This is a genomic window from Azospirillum sp. TSH100 (assembly GCF_004923295.1).
GTDB lineage: Bacteria > Pseudomonadota > Alphaproteobacteria > Azospirillales > Azospirillaceae > Azospirillum.
This window is the reverse complement of sequence record NZ_CP039634.1, coordinates 1265283-1289885: the sequence shown is the minus strand read 5'-3', so window position 1 is coordinate 1289885 and position 24603 is coordinate 1265283. Positions and strand designations below refer to the sequence as shown.

The window sequence follows — 24603 nt, the reverse complement described above, 5'->3', positions numbered from 1 at the left end:
CTCCCTTGCGTATCCAATCGCGAGGGAGTCCTCTTGCCTACGCTGAAACGCGGCCTGACCCTGCTGGTCACGGTGGCCGCCACCCTGCTGGGCCTGCTGCTGGTCACGTTCCTGATCGGCCGCGTCGTGCCGATCGATCCGGTGCTGTCGGCGCTCGGCGACCGGGCCAGCGCCGAAAGCTATGCGCATATGCGCACCCAGCTCGGCCTCGACCAGCCGCTGTGGCAGCAGTTCCTGCGCTATGTCGGCGACGTGCTGCAAGGCGACCTCGGCACCTCGGTACTGACCTCCCGCCCGGTGCTGGAGGATGTGCTGCGCGTCTTCCCGGCGACGCTGGAACTGGCGACGGTCGCCGCCATCGTCGGTGCTGTGCTGGGCATCCCCGCCGGGGTGTTCGCCGCCACCAACCGCGGGCGCTGGCCAGACCACACCATCCGCCTGCTCGGTCTGTTCGGCCATTCGGTGCCGATCTTCTGGCTCGGGCTGATGGCGCTGCTGCTGTTCTACGCCCGGCTGGACTGGGCGCCGGGACCGGGGCGCGTCGACGTCTTCTATGAGGGGATGGTCGATCCGGTGACCGGCCTCGTCACGGTGGACGCCCTGCTGGCCGGCGAAACCGACATATTCTGGAACGCGCTGCATCATCTGGTGCTGCCCTCGGCGATCCTCGGTCTCTATTGCGTCGCCTACATCGCGCGGATGACGCGCGGCTTCATGCTGGACCAGCTGCGCCAGGAATACATCACCACCGCCCGGGTCAAGGGCCTGTCGGAGACCCGCGTCGTTTGGGGCCATGCCCTGCGCAACATCACGGTGCCACTGATCACCGTCATCGCCCTGTCCTATGCCAGCCTGCTGGAGGGGTCGGTGCTGACCGAGACGGTGTTCGCCTGGCCCGGTCTCGGCCTCTACATCACCAATTCGCTGCTCAGCGCCGACATGAACGCGGTGCTGGGCGGGACGCTGGTGGTCGGCGCGGTCTTCATCGCGCTGAACCTGCTGTCCGACCTGCTCTACCGCCTTCTGGATCCCCGGGCCCGATGACCGCGCGCACTGCCCCCCCATCCGCCGGCTGGCGGGACTGGCTGACCACCGACACTCCGCAGTCCCGCGCCCAGGCCCGGCTGGGCCGCGCCTGGGCCGGCTGGACCGCCTTCCGCCGCAACCGGCTGGCCGTCGCCGGGCTGCTGATCGTGCTGGCCCTGATCGTCGTCGCCGCACTCGCCCCGCTGCTGGCGCCCCACCATCCCTATGCCCAGGATCTGAGCGCCCGGCTGCTGCCGCCCGGTCCCGGCCACTGGCTGGGCACCGACTCCTTCGGCCGCGACATCCTGTCCCGCCTGATCCATGGCGCGCGGCTGACACTGATGATCGTCGGGCTGGTGGCGGCGACGGCGCCGCTGGCCGGTTTGGTGATCGGCACGGCCGCCGGCTATTTCGGCGGCTGGGTCGACACGGTGCTGATGCGCATCACCGACATCGCACTCGCCTTCCCCAAGCTGATCCTGGCGCTCGCCTTCGTCGCCGCACTCGGCCCCGGCATCGAGAATGCGGTGATCGCCATCGCCATCACCTCCTGGCCGCCCTATGCCCGCATCGCGCGGGCGGAGACGCTGACCGTCCGCCGCGCCGACTTCATCAGCGCCGCCCGGCTGCAAGGAGCGTCCAGCCTGCGCATCATCCTCGGCCACATCATGCCGCTGTGCGTCGCCTCGCTGATCGTGCGGACGACGCTGGACATGGCCGGCGTGATCCTGACCGCCGCCGGTCTCGGCTTCCTCGGCCTCGGCGCCCAGCCGCCGCTGCCGGAATGGGGGGCGATGATCGCCAGCGGCCGGCAATATGTGCTGGAGCAATGGTGGGTCGCCGCCATGCCCGGCCTTGCCATCTTCATCGTCAGCCTGGGCTTCAACCTGCTGGGCGACGGTCTGCGCGACGTGCTGGACCCGAAGGGGGACTGAGCCATGGCCGATAAAATGACGGCGGACGACACCCCCCTGCTGGACGTCTCCAACCTGCGCGTCGCCTTCCCGACCCGCACCGGCATGACCGAGGCGGTGCGCGGCGTCGCCTTCACGCTCGGGCGGGAAAAGCTGGGCATCGTCGGCGAGTCGGGCTCCGGCAAGTCGATGACCGGCCGCTCCATCCTGCGCCTCGTCCCTTCGCCGGGCCGGGTCAGCGCCGACCGGCTGGCCTTCAACGGCGAGGATCTGCTGGCGGCATCGCCCAAACGCATGCGCGACATCCGCGGCCGCCGCATCGCCATGGTGATGCAGGACCCCAAATACTCGCTCAACCCGGTGATGACCGTCGGCCGCCAGATCGCCGAGGCCTACCGCGTCCACAGCAAGGCCGGCGCGGCAGAGGCCAGGCGCCGCGCGCTGGAGATGCTGGCCGCCGTGCGCATCCGCGACCCGGAGCGGGTCTATGACCGCTACCCGCACGAGGTGTCGGGCGGCATGGGCCAGCGCATCATGATCGCGATGATGCTGATCCCCGACCCCGACCTGCTGATCGCCGACGAGCCGACCTCGGCGCTCGACGTCACCGTGCAGATGCAGGTGCTGGCGATCCTCGACGACCTCTGTTCCCAGCGCGGCATGGGCATGATCTTCGTCAGCCACGACCTGAACCTCGTCGCCTCCTTCTGCGACCGCATCCTGATCATGTATGCCGGCCGGGTGGTGGAGAGCTGCCGCGCGTCGGACCTGCACGCGGCGCAGCACCCCTACACCCGCGGCCTGCTGGCCAGCCTGCCGCGGATCGACGAGCCGCCCGGCGACCTGCCGGTGCTGAGCCGCGATCCGGCCTGGTTGGAGGCGTAAAGGATGATGATCGACATCCAGGACCTGCGTGTCCGCTTCGGCCAGGGCGGCGACGCCGTCACCGCGGTGGACGGCGTCACCCTGTCGGTGCGCGAGGGAGAGAGCTTCGGCCTCGTCGGCGAATCGGGCTCCGGCAAATCGACGGTCCTGCGCGCCGTCAGCGGCCTGAACGACGACTGGACCGGTCGCATCGCCGTCGCCGGCACGGAGCAGGGACCGAAGAGGCAAAAGGGCTTCTACAAGCACTGCCAGATGGTGTTCCAGGACCCCTACGGCTCGCTGCACCCGCGCCACACGGTGGACCGCATCCTGGCGGAACCCATCGCCATCCACGGCCTGGGCGACGCCGACGGGCGCATCGACCGGGTGCTGCGCGATGTCGGGCTCGGCCCCGCCTTCCGGTTCCGCTACCCGCACCAGCTCTCCGGCGGCCAGCGCCAGCGCGTCGCCATCGCCCGCGCCCTGGTGCTGGAGCCGCGCGTCCTGCTGCTGGACGAGCCGACCTCGGCTCTCGACGTGTCGGTGCAGGCGGAGATCCTGAACCTGCTGCGCCGGTTGCGGGCGGAGCATGGCCTGACCCTGGTGCTGGTCACCCACAACCTCGCCGTCGTCGCCAATCTGTGCGACCGGCTGGCGGTGATGAACCGTGGCCGTCTGGTGGAGGAGATGAGCGTGGAGGAACTGCGCCGGGGTGCGGCGCGCGAGCCCTATACGTTGCAGCTTCTGCGCGCCAGCCAAGGCTACGACCGCGCCACGGCGGAGAGCTTCCGGGATTATGCGTGAGGGGGCGCCGTAGCAGCTCTCACGACAGCCGCACCACGCACAGCTTGTCCTCCGCCCCCTTGGCGGCGGCCTTGTGGTCGGCGATGGCGGCGTTGATGGCGTCGGGGGTCAGGCCATGGCTTCCAGAGGGGATCACCACCGCCACCCCGCTGGCCGCCAGCAGCGGGAAGCGCCGCACCGCCCCGTAACGGTCCTTCGCCAGGAAGCCACCGCTGACCCGCGTTTCCACGTCGTACAGGCTCTCGGCGTCGGAGCGGAACAGCGCCAACAGTTCGGTCAGCCGGGCCAGCACCTCGCTTTCCTCGCCGCCGCTGATGCCCAGGAAGAAATCGTCGCCGCCGATATGGCCAGCGAAGGCATCGGCGTCGATGACCGCCCCGGCGCTGCCGGTCCAGGCCTTCAGCCGCTCGCTGAACATCAGGATGGCGCGGTCACCTTGGCGAAAGCCAAAATTGTCGTTGAACGGCTTGAAGTTGTCGAAATCCAGATAGGCCAGCACATGGCCGCTGCCTGAGTCGGCCAGCGCCGCTTCGATGTGGCGCTGGATCGCCGCGTTGCCGGGCAACCGGGTCAGCGGATTCTGGTCGGTCGCCATCGCCAGATTGCGTTCATGCACCAGCCGCAGCAGGGCGCCGCTCGACAGCACGCCGGCATAGGCGCCGCCCTCGACGATGACGATCCCGTCGGCGGCCGACTCGGTGGAGAACGCCTCGATCACCCGGTCGAGCGGGGTGGAGATGTCGCAGACCGGCGAGCGGATGACCAGATCGTCCAGACCATTGCCCAGGCCGCGATTGCGCAGCAGCTCCCCGCCGAAGCGCGAATAGACGAAGCGCTTCAGGTCGCGTTCGCGGATCAGGCCGAGCGGCCGGTCATGCTGGTCGACGATCGGGGCGATGGCGGCGCTGCCGTCACGGCGGAAATAATCCAGCAGCTCGGTCTTGCGCGACTCGACCCGCAGCGGCGGCAGCCGCTCGATCACCTCCGACAGGCGGCGGTGCGATTCGCTGGGCTGGCGCCGGTCCTTGCGGTTGAGATCCTCGACCACCGGATAGCGGTTCGGTAAAGCGGTCAGATCGACGCGCGGCCGGGCAATCAGGAAGCCCTGGGCGAAATCGCAGCCGAGATCGCGGCAGGTGTAGAACTCGGTGACCGTCTCCACCCCCTCCGCCACGATCTGGATGCCCAGCGCATGGGCATGGCCGGCGAGCGCCGCCACCAGCGCCCGCTTGCGCGCATCCCCGTCGATGCCGGCGATGAAGAAGCGGTCGATCTTCACATAGTCCGGCCGCGCCTCGTACAGCGTGCGCAGGCCGGAATGACCGACGCCGAAATCGTCGATGGCGATGCCGGCCCCGCTCTGGCGGTAGCGGTCGACCGCCGCGTCCACCGCGACGCCGCTGGACACCGGCCGGCTTTCCGACAGCTCCAGCACGATGCCGCTGTTGCGCGACGCCGCCGGATCGCGGGCCATCCAGGGCGAGTCGGGCCGGCCGATCAGCCGGGCATCCAGGTTCAGGAACAGCTTCGCCTCGTTCCAGCCCGGCAAGGCGCGGTATGCCGCGACCGCCTTGGCGTGCAGCGCCGTCTCCACCGTCGCCAGCAGGCCGGCGGCCTCGGCGGCGTCCAGCAGCTCGCCCGCATTGGCGAAGCCGGTGCGCTCGAACCCGCGCAGCAGCGCCTCATAGCCATGGCAGCGGCCGGACCGCAATTGCACGATCGGTTGGAAGGCGTAGCGCAGGGCTCCCACCGCCGACGCCCAATCGAACACCGCGACATCGCCCTGACCGGAGCGGACAGCGGTCCAATTCGCGCCATAGGCCCCGGCGCGGTCGCTTTCCGGATTTCCGGTTCTGGCCCCGGCTTCTTTTGCCCCGGCTTCTATGGTGGTCAGCACAGTCATCGCTCGGTCCGCCAGCGCCGGTCGCGCATGGGATCGGCGTTCGTTTGTAACAGAGCTTGTTTGCGGTTTCATGACCGCCAGCCAAGTTGTTATGCCGTGGGCAAACCTGTAGGTCCCGAATCGAATCCTCGTATCGCCGCGTCCGCCTGCGCTATAGGAAGGCCCCCGTCTTCAAGGGGAGCGGTTCGGGTGAGCGGGAGGCGAGCGGAATGAAGGTCGGCATCGACATGGGGGCGACGAACGCGGGCGGCGCCGCGACGCTCGACCTGGAGGAGCTGCTGGCGACCCGTCTGCTGGTCCAGGGCAATTCCGGCTCCGGCAAGTCGCACCTGCTGCGCCGCCTGATCGAACAGAGCGCCCAGTGGGTGCAGCAGGCGGTGATCGACCCCGAGGGCGATTTCGTCACCCTGGCCGAACGCTTCGGCCATGTGGTGGTGGAGGCCGACGAGCACAGCGAGGCAGCACTGCAATCGGTCGCCGCCCGAGTGCGCCAGCACCGCGTCTCCGTCGTCCTGAACCTGGAAGGGCTGGACGCGGAAATGCAGATGCGCCACGCCGCCGCCTTCCTGGGCGGGCTGTTCGATGCCGACCGCGATTTCTGGTATCCGATGCTGGTGGTGGTGGACGAGGCGCAGCTGTTCGCCCCCTCGGCCGCCGGCGAGGTCTCGGACGAGGCGCGCAAGGTCTCGCTCGGCGCCATGACCAACCTGATGTGCCGCGGGCGCAAGCGCGGGCTGGCCGGGGTGATCGCCACCCAGCGCCTGGCGAAGCTGGCGAAGAACGTCGCGGCCGAGGCATCCAACTTCCTGATGGGCCGCACCTTCCTCGACATCGACATGGCGCGCGCCGCCGACCTCTTGGGCATGGAGCGCCGGCAGGCGGAGATGTTCCGCGATCTGGAGCGCGGGCACTTCATCGCGCTCGGCCCCGCCTTGTCGCGTCGGCCGCTGCCGCTGCGCATCGGCGCGGTGGAAACCCAAGGCCGCACCGGCAGCCCGACCCTGATGCCGCCGCCCGCCACCCCGGTGGAGGACGCCCGCGACCTGATCTTCACCACCACCGGGCCGGAGCCGCCGCGCTACGTCCGCCGCCCCTCCACCTCGGCCAGCGCCGACCTGATGGCGCAGCTGGCGCGCGGCCGCCCCGCCGCCCCGCCGCCCTCTCTCGACGATGAGGCCGAGCAACCCGCCCTGCTGCCGCTGGAGCCGGAGGAAACCCCGGAACAGGCCGCCGAGCGCGAAGCGCAGTATGATGACGTGCTGGCCGAGGTGCTGGCCGACCCGGAGGCGCCCTACCGCTCGCTCGCCGTTCTCTACCAGGATTTCCTGGTGCGCTGCCGGGGCCGCGGGGTGGATGGCGACCGGCTGGCCCTGCCCGCCTTCCGCCGCCGTCTGGCGACCGCCCGCGCCGGGGCCGGCAGCGGCGACGATCCCGCCTGGCAGCGCGCGACGGAAGTCGCCGCCACCCTGGCGGAGGACATCCAGCCGGTCTTCCTGCTGCTGGCCCGCGCCGCGCTCGACCATGCCCCCTGCCCGTCGGACGCCGACGTGGCGCGCGCCTGCGGCAGCCGCTCGAAGGGGCGCGGCCGCCGCCTGCTGACCTACATGGAACAGCGAGGCTTCATCGCCAGCCGCAGCGGCCTGGGCAACACCCGCGCCATCGCCCTGCCGGCGCTGGGCTGGGAAACCGCGCTGGGCGACCCCAACGCCGACGATGCCGCCGACGCGTCCGACGAAGGCGGACTGTTCGCGGCGGGGTGAGGCGTCCTCAGCTCCCCGCCGGTCAACTCCCTGTCGTCGGCGCGCTCACCGGCTTGCCTGTCTGGCCCCAGCTGGCGACGAAGTCGTTCACGCCGGGGACCGCCATCATGTGCGAATCCTTGACGTAGACGAAGCGCTTCGGCCCGAACCCATATTCGGTCAGCGTGATGCCGGCGGCGCGGCAGCGCTGATACTCGGCCGCACTGATCGGACGGTCGGAAGCCACCATGTCGGGATGGTCCAGCCCGACCCCGCCACAGAAGGCGCGGAAACCGGTGGCGGTGCCGCGGGCGTCGAGATGCGGCTTGGTGTCCGGCCCGCCGGAATATTTGGCGGCGGCCTGATCGATCGTGCCGCGCAGGGCCGGGCTGCCGACGATCCAGATGCCGCGGGCTTCCGGCGGCGGCTTGGGCACGGCCGGCGGCGGAAGGGCGGCGGTCTGTTGCGGCGGCGGTGTCAGGCCCGGCATCTGACAGCCGGCGAGCAAGGCCGCAGCGGCGAGTGCCAGGAGCAATTGTTTGGAAGCAACTTTGCCGGCCGTCGCCGAAAAACGGGTCATCGGGCGTCTCTCTCCTCAAGCATCGTCAGGCATCCGGATGGCAAGACCCTGGAGGCTGACAATGAGAACGCCCCGGCCCGACTTCAACGGGCCGGCTTAAACGGCCGGGCCCCATCTGTCCGACGGCTTGCCCCAACGCACCGCTCGCCATCCATGAACATCTGCAATAGAGTGCGCAGAAACCATCATTATCCGGAATTCATCCCCGATGCCCCTGCCCGACCTGGAGATCGACGCGCTGCGCGCCTTCGTCACCGTGGCGGAGGCCGGCGGCTTCACCGCGGCGGCGGAGCGGCTGGGCCGCACCCAGTCGGCGATCAGCGTCAAGATCAGGAAGCTGGAGGACACGCTCGGCCGCCGGGTGTTCGAGCGCACCAGCCGCTCGCTGGCGCTGACCCATGACGGCGAGCTGCTGATGGGCTATGCCCGCCGCCTGCTGGATCTGAACGACGAGACGGTGCGCCGCTTCGCCGAACCGGCGGCGGAAGGCGAGCTGCGGCTGGGCGTGGCCGAATATTTCCTGTCCGACCATCTGCCCCATGTGCTGCGCCGCTTCGCCAAGCAGCACCCGCGCCTGCACATCGACGTGCGGGTGGGCATGTGCAGCGATCTGGTTTCGGCGCTGGATACCGGCGATCTGGACCTCGTCATCTCGCGGCGCGATGCCGGCGACAGCCGCGGCCGCGTCATCTGGACCGAGCCGATGCGCTGGATCGCCGCACCGGGGCTGGAGATCCCGACCGACGGCCCCCTGCCCTTCTGCGCGCTGCCGGCCCCCTGCGTCTTTCGCAACCGCGGGCTTGCGGCGCTGGGCGAAGCCGGGCGCCCTTGGCGGGTGGTCTACACCAGCGCCAGCGTGATGGGGGTGCAGGCCGCCGTCCGCGCCGGGCTGGGGGTGGCGGTGCTCAGCGAGTCCTCGGTGCCCGACGGCGTGCGCCGGCTGGGGGTGGAGGACGGGTTGCCCGAACTGGGCAACGTCGAAATGGCTGTCTTCGGCGAGACGCCGCGCAACCGCCGCCTCGCCGAACCGCTGGTGGGCTTCATCCTGGAGAGCCTGTCGGCGCTGCGCCCGGCCCGCCCGCCGCTCGCGCTGGCCGGGTGAGGGGGCTGGCCGAGCCGGGACGCCGGAACAGCCGGTCAGAAGCCTTCCAGCACGATCTTGCCGCGCGCCTTGCCCGATTCGATCAGGCCATGGGCCTTGCGCAGGGTGGCGGCGTCGATGCGGCCAAGTGTTTCCGTCAGGGTGGTGCGCAGCGTGCCGGCGTCGACCAGCCGCGCCACCTCGGTCAGCAGCTCATGCTGGGCGATCATGTCGTCGGTCTGGAACAGCGGCCGGGTGAACATCAGCTCCCAATGCAGCGAGACGCTCTTGCGCTTCAACAGGCGGACGTCGATCGGCTCGGGATCGTCGATCAGGCCGATGTGCCCCTGCGGCGCCACCAGTTCGACCAGATCCTGGAAATGGCGGTCGGTGGCGTTGGTGGAAAAGACATAGTCGACACCGGCCAGCCCCAGCGTCTTCACCTGATCCGCCATCGGCCGGCTGTGGTCGATCACGTCATGGGCGCCAAGCTCGCGCACCCAGTCGGCCGTCTCCGGACGGGACGCGGTGGCCAGCACCCGGACCTTGCTCAACCGGCGGGCCAGCTGGATGGCGATGGAGCCGACACCGCCGGCGCCACCGACGATCAGCAGCGACTTGCCCTCACCATTGTTGTGGGCACCCCCGTCACGCGGCAGCCCCAGCCGGTGGAACAGCATCTCCCAGGCAGTGATGGCGGTCAGCGGCAGGGCGGCGGCTTCGGCGACGCTCAGGCTGGCCGGGCGGGCGCCGACGATGCGCTCGTCGACCAGATGATATTCGCTGTTGGTACCGGGACGGTCGATTGAGCCGGCATAGAACACCGCGTCGCCCGGACGGAACAGGGTCACCTCCGGCCCGACCGCCTCAACGGTGCCGGCGGCATCGAAGCCCAGGATGCGCAGGTCGCCCTCGGCCGGGGCGGCGTTGCGGCGGACCTTGGTGTCCACCGGGTTGACCGACACCGCCTCAACCCGGACCAGCAGGTCGCGTCCGGTGGGCGTCGGGCGGGCGATCTCGACGTCGATCAGCGCGCCGGCATCGGTGATGGGCAGGGACTTACGGAAACCAACGGCTTTCATGATGGCCTCGTCTTCTGAAGGGGAGGAAGTCGAAGCACAGGATGGCGGTATCCGGCCGATGGGTGAAATTCATAGTTCTTGTTTCATCCATCCGAAACCGCAATGAATGGCCGGCGATGCCCCACCATTCGGGGAACCCACCTCGAAAATCGCAACGCCGAAGGGATATGGAATAGCCGGGCGGGCTGGGGTGTTCATGCAGATGACCGGCCTCATCGCCGAACCCGGTCCTTTGTAAGACAGGAAGTACGGCCATGCGCACCACCCGTCCAAGGATCCTGACCGCCCTGCTCCTCGCCGCGGGTGCCGCTGCGCTGTCCGGCTGCGTCGCCTACGACCCCTATTATCCGACATACCGTGAGCCGGTGGTCGTTCCGCCGCCGACCGTCTATGCGGTGCCACCGCCGGTGGTGGTGGGGCCGGGCTATTATTACCGCCGTCCCTGGCATGACCATTGGCGTGGCGATCGCGGCTGGTATGGACCGGGACGCGGGTGGGGTCCGGGCGGACCGCGCGGCTGGCGCTGATCCGCAGAGCCCGAGCGGGTTCAGGCGGCGTCCGCCACGCAGTCCGCACGGTTGCGCAGCACCAGGACGGTATGGTCGTCGTCGCTCACCGCACCGTCGCGCAGCAGGACCAGCGCCGCCAGCGTCGGCTCGACCCCATGCAGGTCGCGGTGGATGAACAGGGCGGGCAGCCGGGCGCAGCCACCGCTGTAGAGCACGACATGCTCCCCCGGTCCCCAACGCAGATGGACCGAGGCGGGAGCCAGCGGGTTGAAGCCGATCATCGCCCAGCGGGCGCCGAGCGCCGTGATCTCCTGCCGGCGCACCACAGCCCCGGCCAGGGTGCCGAGTGCCGTGTAATCCACCGCGTCGGCGTCGAAGCGCAAAACCGCGACGGCCGACCGTCCGATCCGCGTCAGGGCCCGGTCCTGGGACAGCCCGAGTTCGGGCCGCCCCTTCAGGTCGCGCCGGATCGCATTGACCACGACCGGAGCCGGCAGGCCGGGCACCGTGGCGGCGACCACCGCCTCCATCTGCCCGACCACGGCGGGTGTCATCATCGTAAGGGATTGCGGCGGACACCCCTGCCCCTTGCCGGCGTCCTCAACGGATACGGCGGTTGCGGAGCCCGCTTCGGTGATCGTATCGCCGTCGACCATCAGGGCGATTCCGCAGGGACCGTCGCCGCTGCGGGCGGGGGCACAGCTGACGAACCAATGGTCGATGAAGGGCCCCCCCCGCGCAGCCTCGCCGCCGCTGCGCTCGACCATCACCGCGCCGGCCTGTGCCAGGGCATCGGCCGCGGGGGCATCGTCCGCACCGGGCCGCAGGACGCGGGTGAGAAGCGCCGTCCCGATTCCCGGCGTGGCATGGATGTGGAACCGGTCGGCCTGGCCGCGCACCGCTTCCAACGCGGCATCGAGCGCGGGAAGCCCGGCATTCGCTGCCAGTGGCGGCGGCAGGCAGACCGTGGCGGGATCGCGATCGTAGGCAAGGCATTCGACACCGGCCCCGCTCCGCATCCGGGCGATCAGGACGGTGCCGTCCGGTCGGCCCAGAGCGTAACCGGCGACAGCCATCACCAGCCGGTCGAGCCGGGCCGCCTCGTCGGACGGCAGCACTCCGTCAGCCCGTTCTGCCGCGATCCGACGCGCCGTGGCTATATCGTCGGGCGATGCCACGGCGATGCGACGGTGACCATGGTCGGGGAACATCGGACCGCTCCTGTCAGCGTTCTGGTTGCTGTTCCCCAGAACTTTACAATCCTCTTCCGGTCAAGCCCACGGATAAGGACTCGTCCGCCTTCAATTTTCAACCGACCCGCGCCGACGGAGTCACGGCACCCGGGCATGGCGGCATCAGGATGCCGCCACCTCCATCAGCGCCGGCTGGCGCATGGCAATCGCATGGGGCAGATCGCGCCCGCGCAGCATCTCCGCCGCTTCCCACAGGCGGCCCAGCCCGACGATGGAGCGGCAACCGGTCTTTTCCATGATGCGGGCGCGATGGACCTCCACCGTCTTGATGCTGATGCCCAGCTCCCAGGCGATGGTCTTGCTCTGCTTGCCGTCGACGATCAGTTCCAGAACCTCCGACTCACGGCGACTCAGCAGGGCGAGGCGGCGGACGGCATCGCGGCTGCGATCACGCTGCTGGGCATGCGGGCTGCCGGAGGCCAGACAGGCGCGCAGCCGCTCCAGGAAGGCGGGGATGGCGAAGGGGCGGGCGATGCAGTCCACCGCACCGGCCTTCATCGCGGCGACGGCGGCGTCGACATCCCCCTGCTCGGTCACGACCAGGACCGGCAGGTCATGGCCGTGCAGCGAGGCTTCGGCCATGAACTCCATGGCGCTCATGTCCGGCAGGTCGCTGCGCAGGACGATGCAGGAGGACCCGGTGCCAAGCACGGCCAGCGCATCGGCGGCGGTGCTGTGGACACGGCAGGCGATGCCGACGGCGCCGAGCGCCCGCGAAAGCGTGCTGCGCGACAGCAGGTCGCCATCGACGATGTGAACCAGGCAGGTGGTTTGCGGGTAAACGGGCGCGGACATTTGCAGGGGCATCTTGGGACCTCCACCACATCGGACCGGCGAACAGCGCCGGCTCCACATGACGGTCGATCCGTGAGCGAACCGCCGTCATGACCGACATTTTAGCGGTCATCCCTTATTGACCGCCGCAGGCGCGAGGGATAGCGGGGATGTCTAAAAGGATATCGGGGATATTATACCGGCGAAGTTCCCAATAAGAACGCCAATCATTGCGCTATCCGGTGGGGCACCACAAAACCACATGGCGAACTGCACAAGTATTTTCGCAAACTCTAACGAAATGAGAACTATTCGCACCAACCCAACGCTGCCCAAACTTTATCACAGGATAAACAACATCACCCATTTCGTTCATTGCACTGTCAGGGTTTGAAAATAACCGCCTTTGGATCTTAACGTTCCGCATTGTCTTCCCGGCCGGAACCCTGCCGGTGGTCAGGCCCGGCGGCGGGTCGCCAGGACGATACCGGCGGCGATCAGGGCGATGCCGATGCCATGATAGAGGTGCGGCTGTTCGCCCAGGAACAGGATGGCCAGCAGACTGCCGAAGACAGGAACCAGATGGATGGCGAGGCCGGCGGTGTTGGGGCCGAGCAGCTCCACCGCCCGGTTGAAGCAGAGATAGGCGGCAATGGACGGGAACAGCACGGTATAGCCGACCGCCAGCAGGGTGATCCCGCTGGCCCGGACCGGATGGCCGCTCAGGCTTTCCCAGAGATAGAAGGGCAGCAGTTCCACCGCGCCGATGGCGAAGGTGACGACGACGAAGCTCAGGCCGTGGATGGCCGGCCGGCGGCGCAGCAGCGTGGTGTAGGCGGCATAGATCACCACCGCCGCCAGCATCCAGACGTCGCCCGCATTCAGTTCCAGCCCCAGCAGGGTGCCCGGATCGCCGTGCGAGATCAGGGTCATCGCACCGGCCAGCGAGACGGCGATGCCGACGCCCTGCATCGCCCCGATCCGGTCGCGGAACAGCACGAGGCTCATCAGCACGATCATCACGGGCATCGACGACTGCAACATCACGCAATTCAGCGCGGTCGTCGTGGTCAGCGCGATGTATTGGAAGGTGTTGTAGATGCCGATGCCCAGCGTGCCCAGCAGCAGCACGCTCTTCCACCGCGCCAGGATCGGCGTGATGTCGTGGCGCAGGTGCGGCCAGGCGAAGGGCAGCACGATCAGCATGCCCAGGCACCAGCGCCAGAAGGCCAGCCCGATGGGCGGCACCGTCCCGGCGACCGCCCGTCCCAGGACCGCGTTGCCCGCCCAGAACAGGGGCGGCAGCATCATCAGCAGCCAGGCCTGATCGGCGAGACGGGATCCTTTGACGGTGGCGGTGCGGCCGGCGGGCATGGCGCTGTCCCGTACCGTCAGCTGCGGCGGCGGGGCGAGGCGAAGACGCTCGCCGCGGTCACCGCGGCGCTGCGGTCGCCGCCGTCTTCGGCGCGAAAGACGCTGGGGCGGGCTTCGCGGCGGGGATGACGGGGAGCGTCCTCGCGGCCTTCCCGGCCCTCGCGGGGCGGCTTGGCGGGTTGACGCAGTTCGGCGTCGAGTTCGGCGATGCGCTTGACCAACGCTTCACGGATGGCGGGGGCCGCGTGGGCTTTCAGCGTCGCCAACTGCTCCTTGAGCTGAACCAGCTGACGCTGCTTCTCCTCGCGGCTGCGCTTGATGGCGACGTTGTCGGAATGCTGGCCCTCGAAGGAGCGCATGGAACAGGCCCTCGTTGAAAAATACGGAAGTCAGGAGGCCGGCGCCCCACGCTGGAGGGCCCGGCAAGAGAGGGGCGGATTATTGGGAGGCGACCGCGGCAAAGCAAGACGGACTTCGTCTTGACATTTCAGGATCGCGGCGTGCTGCGACCACACCTTGCCCATCCACCCGAAAGAAGTCCGCCCAAAAGAAAAGGGCGCCCCCTTGCGGAGGCGCCCCTTTCCGAACCGAAGAACGGTCAGACGACGGGCTATCGGACGGTGGGCCGATTAGAAGCCCATGTCGTCCATGCCGCCCATGCCGCCCGGCATGCCGGCCGGAGCAGCCTTCTTCTCCGGCTTCTCGGCGATCATCGCCTCGGTGGTGATCAGCAGGCCGGCGATCGAGGCCGCATCCTGCAGGGCGGTGCGGACCACCTTCACCGGATCGATGATGCCGGCGGCGACCAGATCGGTGAACTCACCCTTCTGGGCGTCGAAGCCGAAGTTGGTGTCGGTCTGGTCCAGCAGCTTGCCGACCACGATCGAACCGTCGGTGCCGGCGTTGTAGGCGATCTGACGGACCGGAGCCTGAAGGGCGCGGCGGATGATGTCGATGCCGACGCGCTGCTCGTCGTTGGCCGGGGTCAGCTTGTCCAGGGCCTTGGAGGCGTACAGCAGGGCGGTGCCGCCGCCGGCGACCACACCCTCTTCCACCGCGGCGCGGGTGGCGTGCATCGCGTCGTCAACGCGATCCTTGCGCTCCTTCACCTCGACCTCGGTCGCACCACCGACGCGGATGACGGCGACGCCACCGGCCAGCTTGGCCAGACGCTCCTGGAGCTTCTCGCGGTCGTAGTCCGAGGTGGTCTCCTCGACCTGGGCGCGGATCTGGCCGCAACGGGCTTCGATGTCGGCCTTGTCGCCGGCGCCGTCGACGATCGTGGTGGTCTCCTTGGAGATCACGACCTTCTTGGCGGTGCCCAGCATGTCGAGGGTGACGTTCTCGAGCTTGATGCCGAGATCTTCGGAGATGACCTGGCCGCCGGTCAGGATGGCCATGTCCTCCAGCATCGCCTTGCGGCGATCACCGAAGCCCGGGGCCTTGACGGCGGCGATCTTCAGGCCGCCGCGCAGCTTGTTGACCACCAGGGTGGCCAGCGCCTCGCCCTCGATGTCCTCGGCGATGATCAGCAGCGGACGCGAGGACTGGACGACGGCTTCCAGAACCGGCAGCAGCGGCTGCAGGCCAGACAGCTTCTTCTCGTGCAGCAGGATGTAGGGGTTCTCGAGGTCCGCGACCATCTTGTCGGCGTTGGTCACGAAGTACGGCGACAGGTAGCCGCGGTCGAACTGCATGCCCTCGACGACGTCCAGCTCGGTGTCCAGGCTCTTGGCCTCTTCCACCGTGATGACGCCCTCGTTGCCGACCTTCTCCATCGCCTGGGCGATCATCTTGCCGATCTCGGCTTCGCCGTTGGCGGAGATGGTGCCGACCTGGGCGATCTCGTCGTTGGTCGTGACCTTCTTGGCGCGGGCCTGGATGTCGGCGACGACGGTGGCGACGGCCACGTCGATGCCGCGCTTCAGGTCCATCGGGTTCAGGCCCGCGGCGACCTTGGTCACGCCTTCGCGGACGATGGCCTGGGCCAGCACGGTGGCGGTGGTGGTGCCGTCACCGGCCAGATCGTTGGTCTTCGAGGCGACCTCGCGGACCATCTGGGCGCCCATGTTCTCGAACTTGTCGGCCAGCTCGATTTCCTTGGCGACCGACACGCCGTCCTTCGTGATGCGCGGAGCGCCGAAGGACTTCTCGATCACGACGTTGCGGCCCTTCGGGCCCAGCGTGACCTTCACGGCGTCGGCGAGGATGTCAACGCCACGCAGCAGCTTCTCGCGCGCGGTGGGGCCGAACTTGACGTCTTTGGCAGCCATGTCTCGATTCCTTTAACTTGCAAATTTCGAAGGATACGGGCGGAGGACTTAGGCCTCGATGACGCCCATGATGTCGGATTCCTTCATGATCAGGTAATCGACACCTTCGATCTTCACTTCAGTGCCCGACCACTTGCCGAACAGGATGCGGTCGCCGGCCTTGACGTCCAGCGCCACGACCTTGCCCGACTCGTCACGGGCGCCCGGGCCGACGGCGATGATCTCGCCTTCCTGCGGCTTTTCCTTGGCCGTGTCGGGGATGATGATCCCACCCTTGGTCTTGGTGTCGGACTCCAGACGCTTGACGACGACGCGGTCGTGCAGCGGGCGGAACTTCATGGAATGCCTCCTTGGATCAAGGCTTGGTTCTGACTGACGATAATTGGCGCGGGCGGGGCTGTTAGCACTCCATCCCGGCGAGTGCCAGACAGCTAATCGAAGCGGTTTGGGGATTCAAGAGGCTCGTTTCGGAATTTGGCGAAAATGCCGGCGGCATTCGGCGAAACCTGTCGCCAAAATACTGATTCTATTGGATATTTCTCATTTCGCCGATGGGCTGCCGCAGTCAAGATTTCTTCAAACGGTCACGAAGGACCCGACCGTTCCGGCGCCGGACAGCCGTTGCCGGGGCAGCAGGCAGGGACCCGCGCCCCCTTCAGGACAGCCCGGACTCCGCCACCCGCCCCTCCTACCCGACCGGGAGACCGCGCATGGCCAATCTCGTCCCGCAACTCCGCGACTTCCGCCTGCACCGATCCGCGCCCCGCCTCACGCTCCTGTGATTTCCATCACAGCGCGATCCATCGGTATTGGCTAAAATTTTATCTAATGCCGATGTTGGTGAGGTGGAGGACGCTATGATGGCGAAGCGGAAGGCCGGACGCTGGACCGGGGTTCCCGCCGCCGGCCGCATCCGGAGAATGCCGCCGGGGGAAAAGCGGCCGGCCCATACCGCTTCCGATCAGATCCCGGGCAAGCGGACACGCTGGCGGGACCGGGAAAGCCGGCTGGTGGAGGCTCTTCTGGAGGTCACCACCATCGCTGGCCTGTTCGCGCTGCTGTTCGCCCTGTTCGTGCTGTTCGGCGCCGCGCAGACCCTGGCGCCCTGAGATCGTGATGCCCCCGATAAGCGAGAACCAGATAACCAAAGATCCTCGGCAGACCATTTTCCGGGCGGGGTCTGCGCAATCCGCGACAATTTTAAACGCCGCCTTCCCGTTCAGCGGGTATCTCGCATAGGATCGCCCCCGATGCGGGCGGCCACACCCCGCCCGGCGCGCCAACCGGGAGATTTCATCCATGACCACCAAGCCGGTCTGCCAAGCCGCGGTCGATCTCGTGAAGCATTTCGAGGGCCTGTACCTGAAAGCCTACCTGTGCCCGGCCGGCGTTCCCACCATCGGTTATGGCCATACCGCCGGTGTGACGATGGGCGAAACCATCACCGCCGATCAGGCGGACGCCTTCCTCGCCTCCGACCTGACCGAGGCCGCCGGCCGCGTCGACGCCCTGGTGAAGGTGCCGCTGAACGCGGACCAGCGCGGCGCGCTGTCCTCCTTCGTCTTCAATCTCGGTGCCGGCAGCCTGCAAAGCTCGACCCTGCTGAAACTGCTGAATGCCGGTGATTACGCCGGGGCCGCCGGCCAGTTCGGCCGCTGGGTCTATGCCACGGTGAACGGACAGAAGACGCAGCTGCCGGGCCTCGTCGCCCGCCGTGCGGCGGAGGCGGCGCTGTTCCAGAGCCAGACCGCCCAGCCCCAGGCCGGCGTCACCACCGCCGACGGCACCGTCTGATCGGGGCCTGATCCGGCATTCCCGGCAAGAGCCGTTTGACGGGACGGGATGTTCGCCCCACATTTGCGGACATCCCACCGCCGCGCTCCGGAATGCCGCCTTGACCGCCTTTGCCTCCGACAGCCTCGACGCCGCCGCCCGCCCGAATCCGAATCGGCCCATCGCCGTCTGGCTGCTGATCTGTGCCGCCATGGTGCTCGCCATGGCCGTGATCGGCGCCATCACCCGGCTGACGGAATCCGGCCTGTCGATGGTGGAATGGAAACCGCTGATCGGCATTCTGCCGCCGCTGTCCTCGGCGGAATGGAACCGGGTGTTCGACCTCTACAAGGCGACGCCGGAGTTCCGCATCTACAACAGCCACATGGATCTTGCCGGGTTCCAGTCGATCTTCTGGTGGGAGTGGTTCCACCGGCTGTGGGGCCAGCTGATCGGCTTCGTCTTCCTGATTCCGTTCCTGCGTTTCTGGATGCAGGGCCGCATCTCGGCGGAGCTGTGGCCGAAGCTCGCCGGCCTGTTCCTGCTGGGCGGGCTTCAGGGCGGCATCGGCTGGTTCATGGTGAAGAGCGGGCTGGTCGATTCGCCGAACGTCAGCCATTACCGGCTGGCCCTGCATCTCAGCACCGCCATCCTGATCTATGCCCTGCTGCTGCGCACCGCGCTTGGCCTGCTCGACCCGCTGCCCCTGGCCGGCTGGCGGCCGGAGGCGGCATCTTTCCGCCGTCATGCCCGTTGGGCGCTGGGGCTGGTCGCCGTCACCATCGTCTGGGGCGCCTTCGTCGCCGGGTCGGACGCCGGCTTCGCCTACAACACCTTCCCGCTGATGAACGGCCACTGGATCCCGCCGGAGATCGACACGCTGACGCCGTGGTGGCTCAACCCGGTCGAGAACACCGCGGCGATTCAGCTGATCCACCGAACGCTGGCGATCCTGACCGGCGTCGTGGTTCTGGTGCTGACCGCCCGCGTCCTGAACGCCCGCCTGCCCGGCCGCGCCGGCCGCGCCGCGCTGGCGGCCGGCGCGATGATCCTGCTGCAGATCGCCATGGGAATCGCCACGCTGCTGACCGTGGTGTGGGTTCCCATCGCCGCCGCCCATCAGGCCGGTGCCATTCTGGTGGTGTCGATGCTGGTGTGGCTGCTGTTCGAGCTGCGGCCGATCGGCCGGAAGTGATCGATCCAAGGCGCGACCGATCACATTCCGACCGATCACGGGGAGCGCTCACGGCGAAGCCGCAGCGCCCCGCCTTACGCCCCTTCGGCCAGATCGTACATCGCGTCGATGTCGGCGATCAGGACCTTGTTGCCTTCCTGGAGCGAGATCACACCGGCGGTCTTCAACTGGGTGAAGGTGCGGCTGACGGTTTCGGTGGTCAGGCCCAGATAGTCGGCGATGTCGGCCCGGCTCATCGGCACGAAGACCGGGTTTTCCTTGTGGCCGCGGCGGGCGGCGCGCTGCGACAGCATCAGCAGGAAGGAGCAGATCTTCTCCTTCGCCGTCTTGCGGCCGAGCAGAAGCATCTGGTCCTGGGCGGCGGCCAGCTCGTTCGACGCCATCGAGAACAGGCGCCGCTGCATCTTGGGGAATTCCTCCAGCAGCGCGTCGATCTTCTTGCGCGGGAAGCGGCAGAGCGAGGCGCTGGTCACCGACTCGGCGGTGTAGGCATAGCTGTCATTGACCGCCAGACCCAGGAAATCGCCCGTCACCAGGAAGCCGGTGATCTGGCGGCGCCCATCGGGCAGCAGCTTGTACAGCTTCACAGTGCCGGAGGTGACGTTGTAGAGCGCGTCGGCGGCGTCGCCTTCGGCGAACAGGGTGTGGCCGGCATCGATGCGCACATTCTGCAGAATGTCGGCAAGGCGGCGCAGTTCCTCGGGTTCCAGCGCGGCGCACACCGTCAGGCTGCGCACGGGACAGGCCCCGCAGGGATTCATTTCCGTCGCAGCGCTCTTTTCCCGCGCGCGAACCATATCAAAAGGTGGCATGGACGAACCCAGCCTGTCATTCCGCATGGGGCCATATTGGTGGCAATCGCTGAGAATCGCAACCTCGCACGCATACAACCTTTTCTTTGCCCATACGGGCTTTGGCACTATTGTCCGCGAACCGCTTCCGCCGGTTTGGGCGACTCACCTCCCGCGCGGGGCGCCACCGGCAGATCGTCGTCGAAGAGGACGCGGTGGGCAGCCCCGTCCAGATCGTCAAACTGACCGGACTTCAGCGCCCACAGAAAGGCGGCCAGCCCCAGGCCGCCCAGGCTCAGCGCGATCGCGATCAGATAGAGAAGCTCGTCCATCACCCGAATCCTTACCCGGCAATTCCCGAACGGCACTGTCCCGCACGGGAAGATCCTTGACGACGGCGCCGCGGGCCAGCCGCAGCGCGTTCAGAATGACGATCAGCGACGACGACGACATCGCCAGCGCCGCCAGCAGCGGCGTCAGCATGCCGCCCATCGCCAGCGGGACCGCGCACAGGTTATACACCAACGCGATGCCGAAATTCTGCCTCACCAGACGGCCGGACCGGCGGGAAACCTCCACCGTCTCGACGATCGGGCGCAGCAGCCGGCCCTGGAACACCACATCGGCCGCGGTCTGGCTGACATCCACCGCGGTGGAGGGCGACATCGACACCGCGGCGGCGGCCAGTGCCGGGGCGTCGTTCAGCCCGTCGCCGACCATCAGCACGGTGCGGCCCTGCGCCGCCAATTCGGCCAGCGCCGCGGTCTTGTCGGCCGGTGTCTGCTCGGCCCGCCAGTCGGCGATGCCCAGCCGCTCCGCCACCGCCGCCACCGCGCCCCGGCGGTCGCCCGACAGCAGCCTCACCTCCAGCCCGCGCGCCGTCAGCTCCGCCACCACGGCGGCGGCATCGGGGCGCGGCGCGTCGAGGAAGACGATCCGCCGCGGCTCCTCGCCCGGACGAGCCAGCCACAGTTCCGGCCCGGCGGCATCTTCCGCCTCCGGCGGCGCACCGGTGAAGCGGCGGCTGCCCAGCCGCACCTCGCCATCCGCCGTCTGCAAGGACAGGCCGGCACCGGCGATCTCGCGCACTCCCGCCGCCACCGGCACCTCCGGCGCCGCAGCGGCCAGCGCGCGGGCCAGCGGATGGCGGCTGGCGGCGGCGAGCGAGGCGGCCAGCGCCAGATCCTCCGCCGGCAACCCATCGATCTGCGGCACCGGGCGCCCTTCGGTCAGGGTGCCGGTCTTGTCGAACACCACCGTGTCGATCGTGGCGAGCCGTTCCAGCGCGGTCGGGCTCTTCAGCAGCGTGCCCTGGCGCATCAGCCGGCCGCTGGCGATCACCTGCACCACCGGCACGGCCAGCGCCAGCGCGCAGGGGCAGGTGATGATCAGCACGGCGATGGCGTTCATCAGCGCGTCCTGCCACACCACCCCGCCCAGCAGCATCCAGGCGGTGAAGGTGGTCAGGGCGGTCAGATGCACGACGGGAGCGTAGAGGCGCGACACCCGGTCGGCGATGGCGACGTACTTGGCGCGGCCTTGCTCCGCGACCTCCATCAACCGGACGATCTCAGCCAGCAGCGTGCCCTCGCCCACCGCGGTGACGGTCAGGCGCAGCGGCGCTGTCAGGTTCAGGGTGCCGGCGAAGACCTGATCGCCCGGCCGCGCGGTGCCCGGCACCGTCTCGCCGGTGATCAGGCCGGTGTCGAGGTCGGACACACCGTCGGACACCCGGCCGTCGACCGGAATGCGCTCGCCAGCCGCGACCAGGATGGTGGTTCCGGGCACGACCTGCTCCGGCGCCACCACGGCGCTGGTGCCGTCGGCGTTCAGGATGGTGACGGCGTTGGCGCGCAGGCCCAGCAGCTGCTCCGCGGCCGAGCGCGCCCGGCCGCGCGCCCGCTGGTCGAGATAGCGGCCGACCAGCAGGAAGAACAGCAGCATGACGCCGCCGTCGAAATAGGCATGTTCGCCGCTGTGGATGGTCTCGAACAGGCTCATGCCGGTGGCGAGCAGCACGCCGATGGTGATCGGCACATCCATGTTGGTGCGGCCATGGCGCAGCGCCGACAGCGCCGAGCGCGCGAAGGGACGCAGCGCATAGGCGATGGCGGGCATGCAGATCAGCGCCGAAATCCAGTGCATCAGGTCGCGGGTGGCGGTGCCCATGCCCTGGCTGTGGCCGGCCCACACCGAAACCGACAGCAGCATGACGTTGCCCATGGCGAATCCCGCCACCGCCATGGCGCGCAGCAGTTCCTTCTCGCTCTTGGCCTGGGCGCCGCCCAGCCGGTCGGGGTCGAAGGGAACGGCCCGGTATCCCAGCTGGGCCACGGTGCCGACCACCGCGTTGGCGTCGGTCGCCTTGGGGTCCCAGCGCACGGTCAGCCGGCGCGTGGTCATGTTCATGCGGGCCTGGGCGACACCCGGCTGCCGGTTGAGCGCCGATTCGATCAGCCAGACGCAGGCCGCGCACTGCATGCCGTCGACCATCAGATGCAGACTGCGGCTGCCGTCCTGCTCCTCGCGGGCGTGCGGTTCGTAATCGACCGCCGGAGCGTCGTCGGGGCGCAGCGGACGGGCGGTGGGATCGACGCTGCGGCGCTCGTAATAGCGCTCCAGCCCCAGCCCGCGCACGAGGTCGTAGGCGGCGGCGCAGCCGGTGCAGCAGAACGGCCCCGCGCCATCACCGGCGGTAAGGCCGACGGTCGTGGAGGCCGCTTGGGCACCCTCGCCCAGCTCTTGTCCGCAATGGAGGCAGACGGTCATCTCAACATCACCCTGACTGTCCCGGTCGCGGCGCGCCCTCACTGCACCCAGACGCGCTTCTGGTCCTGATAGTCGCCGGTGGCGTGGGTAATGACGAAGCGCATGTCCCACTGGCCTTCCAGATCAAGCTCGACCGGAGCGCCGTAGCGGCCCTCGCCCAGATAGGGCAGCGACAGGGTCTTGTCATGCCCTTCGGAGATCGGACGGATCATCGTCACGGTAACGGCGGCGTCCTTCAGGATCTGGCCCTGCTTGTCGCGGACGGTGATGGCGATCACGCCCTTGCGCGGCTCGGTGCTGGTGAAGTCCGGCTGGACCTGCCAGCCACGCTCCGCCTGGGCGCGGGCGCCGGCGAGGTCGTTGTTGTAGCCGAGACCCTTGATGAAGTGGTTCTCAGTCTCGATCCCGGTCCAGCTCGACACCGCGAAATGGACCATCACCCCATTCACCGCCAGGACGATCATGAAGACGCCGACGAAGATCCAGGGGATGTACCACCCCGGCTGGCGCGGTGCCTTCAGACGTTTCGGCGGGAGGGGGCGGTTTCCGGTGGTGGTGCTGATGCTCATGTCGCTGGCTGCCCTTCGACTGGTCGGCGGCGTCTGGTAAGCGGCGTCTGGTAAGCGGCGTCTGATCAGCGATGTGCATCGCTGATCGCGGCAACTATGGCGACCGATTGCCGCAGGAACATTGCGATGGATCAAATGACAGGAAGTTAACGAACCGGCCGGCCCGCCGCATGTCCCGCAAAGAAAAAGGCGCCGGGGAGTGACCTCCCCGACGCCCTTTGTCCATTGGTGTCCTGGGCCGGTTCCGAAACGGTCCGCCCGGGCTTCGGCTTACTTGCCGCCGCCCAGATTGTGGACATAGACGGCCAGCGACTTGATCGTCGCGTCGTCCAGGCGCTTGGACCAGGCCGGCATGACGCCGGCGCGGCCGTTGGTCACCGTCTCGACCAGCGTCTGCTTGTCGCTGCCGTAGAGCCAGTTGGCCTGCTTCAGCGGCGGAGCGCCGACACCATCGATGCCGGCGGCGACCGCACCCTGGGCCGCGTCGCCGTGGCAGGCGGCGCAGTTCTCGTCATAGACGGTCTTGCCCTTGGCGACCTTGCCCGCATCGGCGGTCTTGCCGTTCAGCGACAGCACATAGTCCGTGACCTGATCGATCTGGTCGCGGGTGAGGATGCCGTCCTTGCCGAAGGCGGTCATGCCGACGTTCGGCGTGCCGCGGGTGTCGCCGTCATCCGAGCGGATACCGTGCTGGATGGTCTTGTAGATGTCGGCCGAGGTGCCGCCCCACAGCCACACGTCGTCGGCCAGCGTCGGGAAGCCCTTGGCACCCTGGCCGCCGGCGCCGTGGCAGGCGGCGCAGTTCTCGTTGAAGTAGGAGCGGCCGCCGGCCATGGCGAAGCCCAGCAGGTCCTTGTCCTTCTGGATTTCGTCGACCGACTTGGCGGCGATGGCGGTCAGGTACTTGGCCTGGCCGGCCTTCGCCTCCGCCAGCTTGGTGTCCAGTTCCTCGCGCTGGGAATAGCCGAGGATGCCCTTCGTGTAGGTCTTGCCCAGCGGCCAGGCCGGGTAGAACACGTAGTACACCATCGCCCAGGCGATGCAGACATAGAAGAGATACAGCCACCACTTGGGCAGCGGATTGTTCAGCTCGCGCAGTCCATCCCACTCGTGGCCGGTGGTCTCGACGCCGGACAGCTCGTCCTTGTAATTCTGTGCCATGGTCTAAAGCTCCTGACCATCATCCTTGAGCGGGATCTGGGCGGCGTCGTCAAAGGTGCGGCGGTTGCCGGGCCACATGGCGTAAACCAGGATGCCCGTCAGCAGCAGCATCAACCACACCGTCCAGAAGGACCGAAGCATCACCGTGATCGAATCCAAGTCCATGGAT

The 24603-nt window shown here is 68.3% G+C and carries 25 protein-coding genes; 10 read left to right on the top strand and 15 right to left on the bottom strand.

Translation table 11 applies throughout. The annotated features are described in order from the left end of the window. The first annotated feature begins 33 nt into the window (after nt 1–33). The 4 genes from E6C72_RS06135 to E6C72_RS06120 are packed head-to-tail and all read left to right on the top strand — an operon-like array spanning nt 34 to nt 3608. On the top strand, nt 34–1044 hold the full coding sequence (locus E6C72_RS06135) for an ABC transporter permease (protein WP_109442781.1): 1011 nt from the start codon (nt 34–36) through the stop codon (nt 1042–1044). Further along, a complete protein-coding gene (nikC, locus tag E6C72_RS06130) occupies nt 1041–1961 on the top strand; it encodes a nickel transporter permease (RefSeq protein ID WP_109442782.1) in 921 nt (306 codons plus the stop codon). The genes E6C72_RS06135 and nikC overlap by 4 nt, the downstream gene beginning before the upstream one ends. A 3-nt stretch (nt 1962–1964) precedes the next feature. After that, entirely contained in the window at nt 1965–2825 is an 861-nt protein-coding gene (locus E6C72_RS06125) for an ABC transporter ATP-binding protein (RefSeq protein WP_109442783.1), read from the top strand. Nucleotides 2826–2828: 3 nt separating this feature from the next. Continuing rightward, entirely contained in the window at nt 2829–3608 is a 780-nt protein-coding gene (locus tag E6C72_RS06120; RefSeq protein ID WP_109442784.1) for an ABC transporter ATP-binding protein, read from the top strand. 19 nt (nt 3609–3627) lie between these two features. Here the strand turns inward: E6C72_RS06120 and E6C72_RS06115 are convergent, their stop codons facing one another. Then, entirely contained in the window at nt 3628–5511 is a 1884-nt protein-coding gene (locus E6C72_RS06115; protein WP_109442785.1) for a GGDEF domain-containing protein, read from the bottom strand. A gap of 209 nt (nt 5512–5720) precedes the next feature. On the opposite strand from E6C72_RS06115, the gene E6C72_RS06110 reads away from it, so the two are divergent. Continuing rightward, entirely contained in the window at nt 5721–7271 is a 1551-nt protein-coding gene (locus E6C72_RS06110; protein ID WP_109442786.1) for an ATP-binding protein, read from the top strand. 22 nt (nt 7272–7293) lie between these two features. On the opposite strand, the gene E6C72_RS06105 is transcribed toward E6C72_RS06110, so the two are convergent. Further along, a complete protein-coding gene (locus E6C72_RS06105; protein WP_109442787.1) occupies nt 7294–7830 on the bottom strand; it encodes a substrate-binding domain-containing protein in 537 nt (178 codons plus the stop codon). A 208-nt stretch (nt 7831–8038) separates the two neighbouring features. On the opposite strand from E6C72_RS06105, the gene E6C72_RS06100 reads away from it, so the two are divergent. Beyond that, nucleotides 8039–8932, top strand: a complete 894-nt coding sequence (locus E6C72_RS06100) for a LysR substrate-binding domain-containing protein (RefSeq protein WP_109442788.1) — start codon at nt 8039–8041, stop codon at nt 8930–8932. 35 nt (nt 8933–8967) lie between these two features. Here E6C72_RS06100 and E6C72_RS06095 read toward each other — a convergent pair whose 3' ends face one another. Continuing rightward, nucleotides 8968–9993, bottom strand: coding sequence for a zinc-binding alcohol dehydrogenase family protein (locus E6C72_RS06095; protein WP_109442789.1), 1026 nt, complete (start codon nt 9991–9993; stop codon nt 8968–8970). Between the two features lie 254 nt (nt 9994–10247). On the opposite strand from E6C72_RS06095, the gene E6C72_RS06090 reads away from it, so the two are divergent. After that, nucleotides 10248–10520, top strand: coding sequence for a hypothetical protein (locus tag E6C72_RS06090; protein ID WP_109442790.1), 273 nt, complete (start codon nt 10248–10250; stop codon nt 10518–10520). A gap of 20 nt (nt 10521–10540) precedes the next feature. Here the strand turns inward: E6C72_RS06090 and E6C72_RS06085 are convergent, their stop codons facing one another. The 6 genes from E6C72_RS06085 to groES form a co-directional block, all read right to left on the bottom strand. Continuing rightward, the gene (locus E6C72_RS06085) at nt 10541–11713 is read right to left on the bottom strand and encodes a hypothetical protein (RefSeq protein WP_109442791.1); all 1173 of its coding nucleotides are present in this window, start codon (nt 11711–11713) and stop codon (nt 10541–10543) included. Between the two features lie 144 nt (nt 11714–11857). Further along, nucleotides 11858–12550, bottom strand: a complete 693-nt coding sequence (locus E6C72_RS06080) for a response regulator transcription factor (RefSeq protein ID WP_247875915.1) — start codon at nt 12548–12550, stop codon at nt 11858–11860. 435 nt (nt 12551–12985) lie between these two features. Beyond that, entirely contained in the window at nt 12986–13903 is a 918-nt protein-coding gene (locus E6C72_RS06075) for a DMT family transporter (RefSeq protein WP_109442793.1), read from the bottom strand. Between the two features lie 17 nt (nt 13904–13920). Further along, nucleotides 13921–14262 (bottom strand): hypothetical protein, encoded by a 342-nt coding sequence (locus tag E6C72_RS06070; RefSeq protein ID WP_109442794.1) that lies wholly within the window; start codon nt 14260–14262, stop codon nt 13921–13923. 270 nt (nt 14263–14532) lie between these two features. Then, nucleotides 14533–16176 carry a chaperonin GroEL gene (gene groL, locus E6C72_RS06065; RefSeq protein ID WP_109442795.1) on the bottom strand — a complete coding sequence of 548 codons (1644 nt, stop codon included), beginning with the start codon at nt 16174–16176 and terminating at the stop codon, nt 14533–14535. 48 nt (nt 16177–16224) lie between these two features. After that, nucleotides 16225–16515 (bottom strand): co-chaperone GroES, encoded by a 291-nt coding sequence (gene groES, locus E6C72_RS06060; RefSeq protein WP_042702035.1) that lies wholly within the window; start codon nt 16513–16515, stop codon nt 16225–16227. A gap of 518 nt (nt 16516–17033) precedes the next feature. On the opposite strand from groES, the gene E6C72_RS06055 reads away from it, so the two are divergent. The 3 genes from E6C72_RS06055 to E6C72_RS06045 all read left to right on the top strand — a co-directional run bounded on the left by E6C72_RS06055 (nt 17034) and on the right by E6C72_RS06045 (nt 19144). After that, on the top strand, nt 17034–17285 hold the full coding sequence (locus E6C72_RS06055) for a hypothetical protein (protein ID WP_109442796.1): 252 nt from the start codon (nt 17034–17036) through the stop codon (nt 17283–17285). 190 nt (nt 17286–17475) lie between these two features. Beyond that, a complete protein-coding gene (locus E6C72_RS06050) occupies nt 17476–17970 on the top strand; it encodes a lysozyme (RefSeq protein WP_109442797.1) in 495 nt (164 codons plus the stop codon). 100 nt (nt 17971–18070) lie between these two features. Beyond that, nucleotides 18071–19144 carry a COX15/CtaA family protein gene (locus E6C72_RS06045; protein ID WP_109442798.1) on the top strand — a complete coding sequence of 358 codons (1074 nt, stop codon included), beginning with the start codon at nt 18071–18073 and terminating at the stop codon, nt 19142–19144. Between the two features lie 74 nt (nt 19145–19218). On the opposite strand, the gene E6C72_RS06040 is transcribed toward E6C72_RS06045, so the two are convergent. From E6C72_RS06040 to E6C72_RS06015, 6 genes are all read right to left on the bottom strand, one after another. Then, nucleotides 19219–19905, bottom strand: coding sequence for a Crp/Fnr family transcriptional regulator (locus tag E6C72_RS06040; protein WP_109442799.1), 687 nt, complete (start codon nt 19903–19905; stop codon nt 19219–19221). 158 nt (nt 19906–20063) lie between these two features. Beyond that, nucleotides 20064–20267, bottom strand: a complete 204-nt coding sequence (gene ccoS / locus E6C72_RS32135; RefSeq protein ID WP_109442800.1) for a cbb3-type cytochrome oxidase assembly protein CcoS — start codon at nt 20265–20267, stop codon at nt 20064–20066. Then, nucleotides 20173–22704 (bottom strand): heavy metal translocating P-type ATPase metal-binding domain-containing protein, encoded by a 2532-nt coding sequence (locus E6C72_RS06030; RefSeq protein ID WP_109442801.1) that lies wholly within the window; start codon nt 22702–22704, stop codon nt 20173–20175. The genes ccoS and E6C72_RS06030 overlap by 95 nt, the downstream gene beginning before the upstream one ends. 38 nt (nt 22705–22742) lie before the next feature. Beyond that, the gene (locus E6C72_RS06025; RefSeq protein ID WP_109442802.1) at nt 22743–23273 is read right to left on the bottom strand and encodes a FixH family protein; all 531 of its coding nucleotides are present in this window, start codon (nt 23271–23273) and stop codon (nt 22743–22745) included. A gap of 270 nt (nt 23274–23543) precedes the next feature. Continuing rightward, nucleotides 23544–24434 carry a cytochrome-c oxidase, cbb3-type subunit III gene (gene ccoP / locus E6C72_RS06020; RefSeq protein WP_109442803.1) on the bottom strand — a complete coding sequence of 297 codons (891 nt, stop codon included), beginning with the start codon at nt 24432–24434 and terminating at the stop codon, nt 23544–23546. 3 nt (nt 24435–24437) lie between these two features. After that, on the bottom strand, nt 24438–24599 hold the full coding sequence (locus E6C72_RS06015; RefSeq protein ID WP_012972963.1) for a cbb3-type cytochrome c oxidase subunit 3: 162 nt from the start codon (nt 24597–24599) through the stop codon (nt 24438–24440). Nucleotides 24600–24603 lie beyond the last annotated feature (4 nt).

Coding starts and splice junctions, on each gene's coding strand:
- nikC (WP_109442782.1), top strand. CDS start 1,041: ATGACCGCGCGCACTGCCCCCCCATCCGCCGGCTGGCGGGACTGGCTG.
- E6C72_RS06125 (WP_109442783.1), top strand. CDS start 1,965: ATGGCCGATAAAATGACGGCGGACGACACCCCCCTGCTGGACGTCTCC.
- E6C72_RS06120 (WP_109442784.1), top strand. CDS start 2,829: ATGATGATCGACATCCAGGACCTGCGTGTCCGCTTCGGCCAGGGCGGC.
- E6C72_RS06115 (WP_109442785.1), bottom strand. CDS start 5,511: ATGACTGTGCTGACCACCATAGAAGCCGGGGCAAAAGAAGCCGGGGCC.
- E6C72_RS06110 (WP_109442786.1), top strand. CDS start 5,721: ATGAAGGTCGGCATCGACATGGGGGCGACGAACGCGGGCGGCGCCGCG.
- E6C72_RS06105 (WP_109442787.1), bottom strand. CDS start 7,830: ATGACCCGTTTTTCGGCGACGGCCGGCAAAGTTGCTTCCAAACAATTG.
- E6C72_RS06100 (WP_109442788.1), top strand. CDS start 8,039: ATGCCCCTGCCCGACCTGGAGATCGACGCGCTGCGCGCCTTCGTCACC.
- E6C72_RS06095 (WP_109442789.1), bottom strand. CDS start 9,993: ATGAAAGCCGTTGGTTTCCGTAAGTCCCTGCCCATCACCGATGCCGGC.
- E6C72_RS06090 (WP_109442790.1), top strand. CDS start 10,248: ATGCGCACCACCCGTCCAAGGATCCTGACCGCCCTGCTCCTCGCCGCG.
- E6C72_RS06085 (WP_109442791.1), bottom strand. CDS start 11,713: ATGTTCCCCGACCATGGTCACCGTCGCATCGCCGTGGCATCGCCCGAC.
- E6C72_RS06080 (WP_247875915.1), bottom strand. CDS start 12,550: ATGTCCGCGCCCGTTTACCCGCAAACCACCTGCCTGGTTCACATCGTC.
- E6C72_RS06075 (WP_109442793.1), bottom strand. CDS start 13,903: ATGCCCGCCGGCCGCACCGCCACCGTCAAAGGATCCCGTCTCGCCGAT.
- E6C72_RS06070 (WP_109442794.1), bottom strand. CDS start 14,262: ATGCGCTCCTTCGAGGGCCAGCATTCCGACAACGTCGCCATCAAGCGC.
- groL (WP_109442795.1), bottom strand. CDS start 16,176: ATGGCTGCCAAAGACGTCAAGTTCGGCCCCACCGCGCGCGAGAAGCTG.
- groES (WP_042702035.1), bottom strand. CDS start 16,515: ATGAAGTTCCGCCCGCTGCACGACCGCGTCGTCGTCAAGCGTCTGGAG.
- E6C72_RS06055 (WP_109442796.1), top strand. CDS start 17,034: ATGATGGCGAAGCGGAAGGCCGGACGCTGGACCGGGGTTCCCGCCGCC.
- E6C72_RS06050 (WP_109442797.1), top strand. CDS start 17,476: ATGACCACCAAGCCGGTCTGCCAAGCCGCGGTCGATCTCGTGAAGCAT.
- E6C72_RS06040 (WP_109442799.1), bottom strand. CDS start 19,905: ATGAATCCCTGCGGGGCCTGTCCCGTGCGCAGCCTGACGGTGTGCGCC.
- ccoS (WP_109442800.1), bottom strand. CDS start 20,267: ATGGACGAGCTTCTCTATCTGATCGCGATCGCGCTGAGCCTGGGCGGC.
- E6C72_RS06030 (WP_109442801.1), bottom strand. CDS start 22,704: ATGACCGTCTGCCTCCATTGCGGACAAGAGCTGGGCGAGGGTGCCCAA.
- E6C72_RS06025 (WP_109442802.1), bottom strand. CDS start 23,273: ATGAGCATCAGCACCACCACCGGAAACCGCCCCCTCCCGCCGAAACGT.
- ccoP (WP_109442803.1), bottom strand. CDS start 24,434: ATGGCACAGAATTACAAGGACGAGCTGTCCGGCGTCGAGACCACCGGC.
- E6C72_RS06015 (WP_012972963.1), bottom strand. CDS start 24,599: ATGGACTTGGATTCGATCACGGTGATGCTTCGGTCCTTCTGGACGGTG.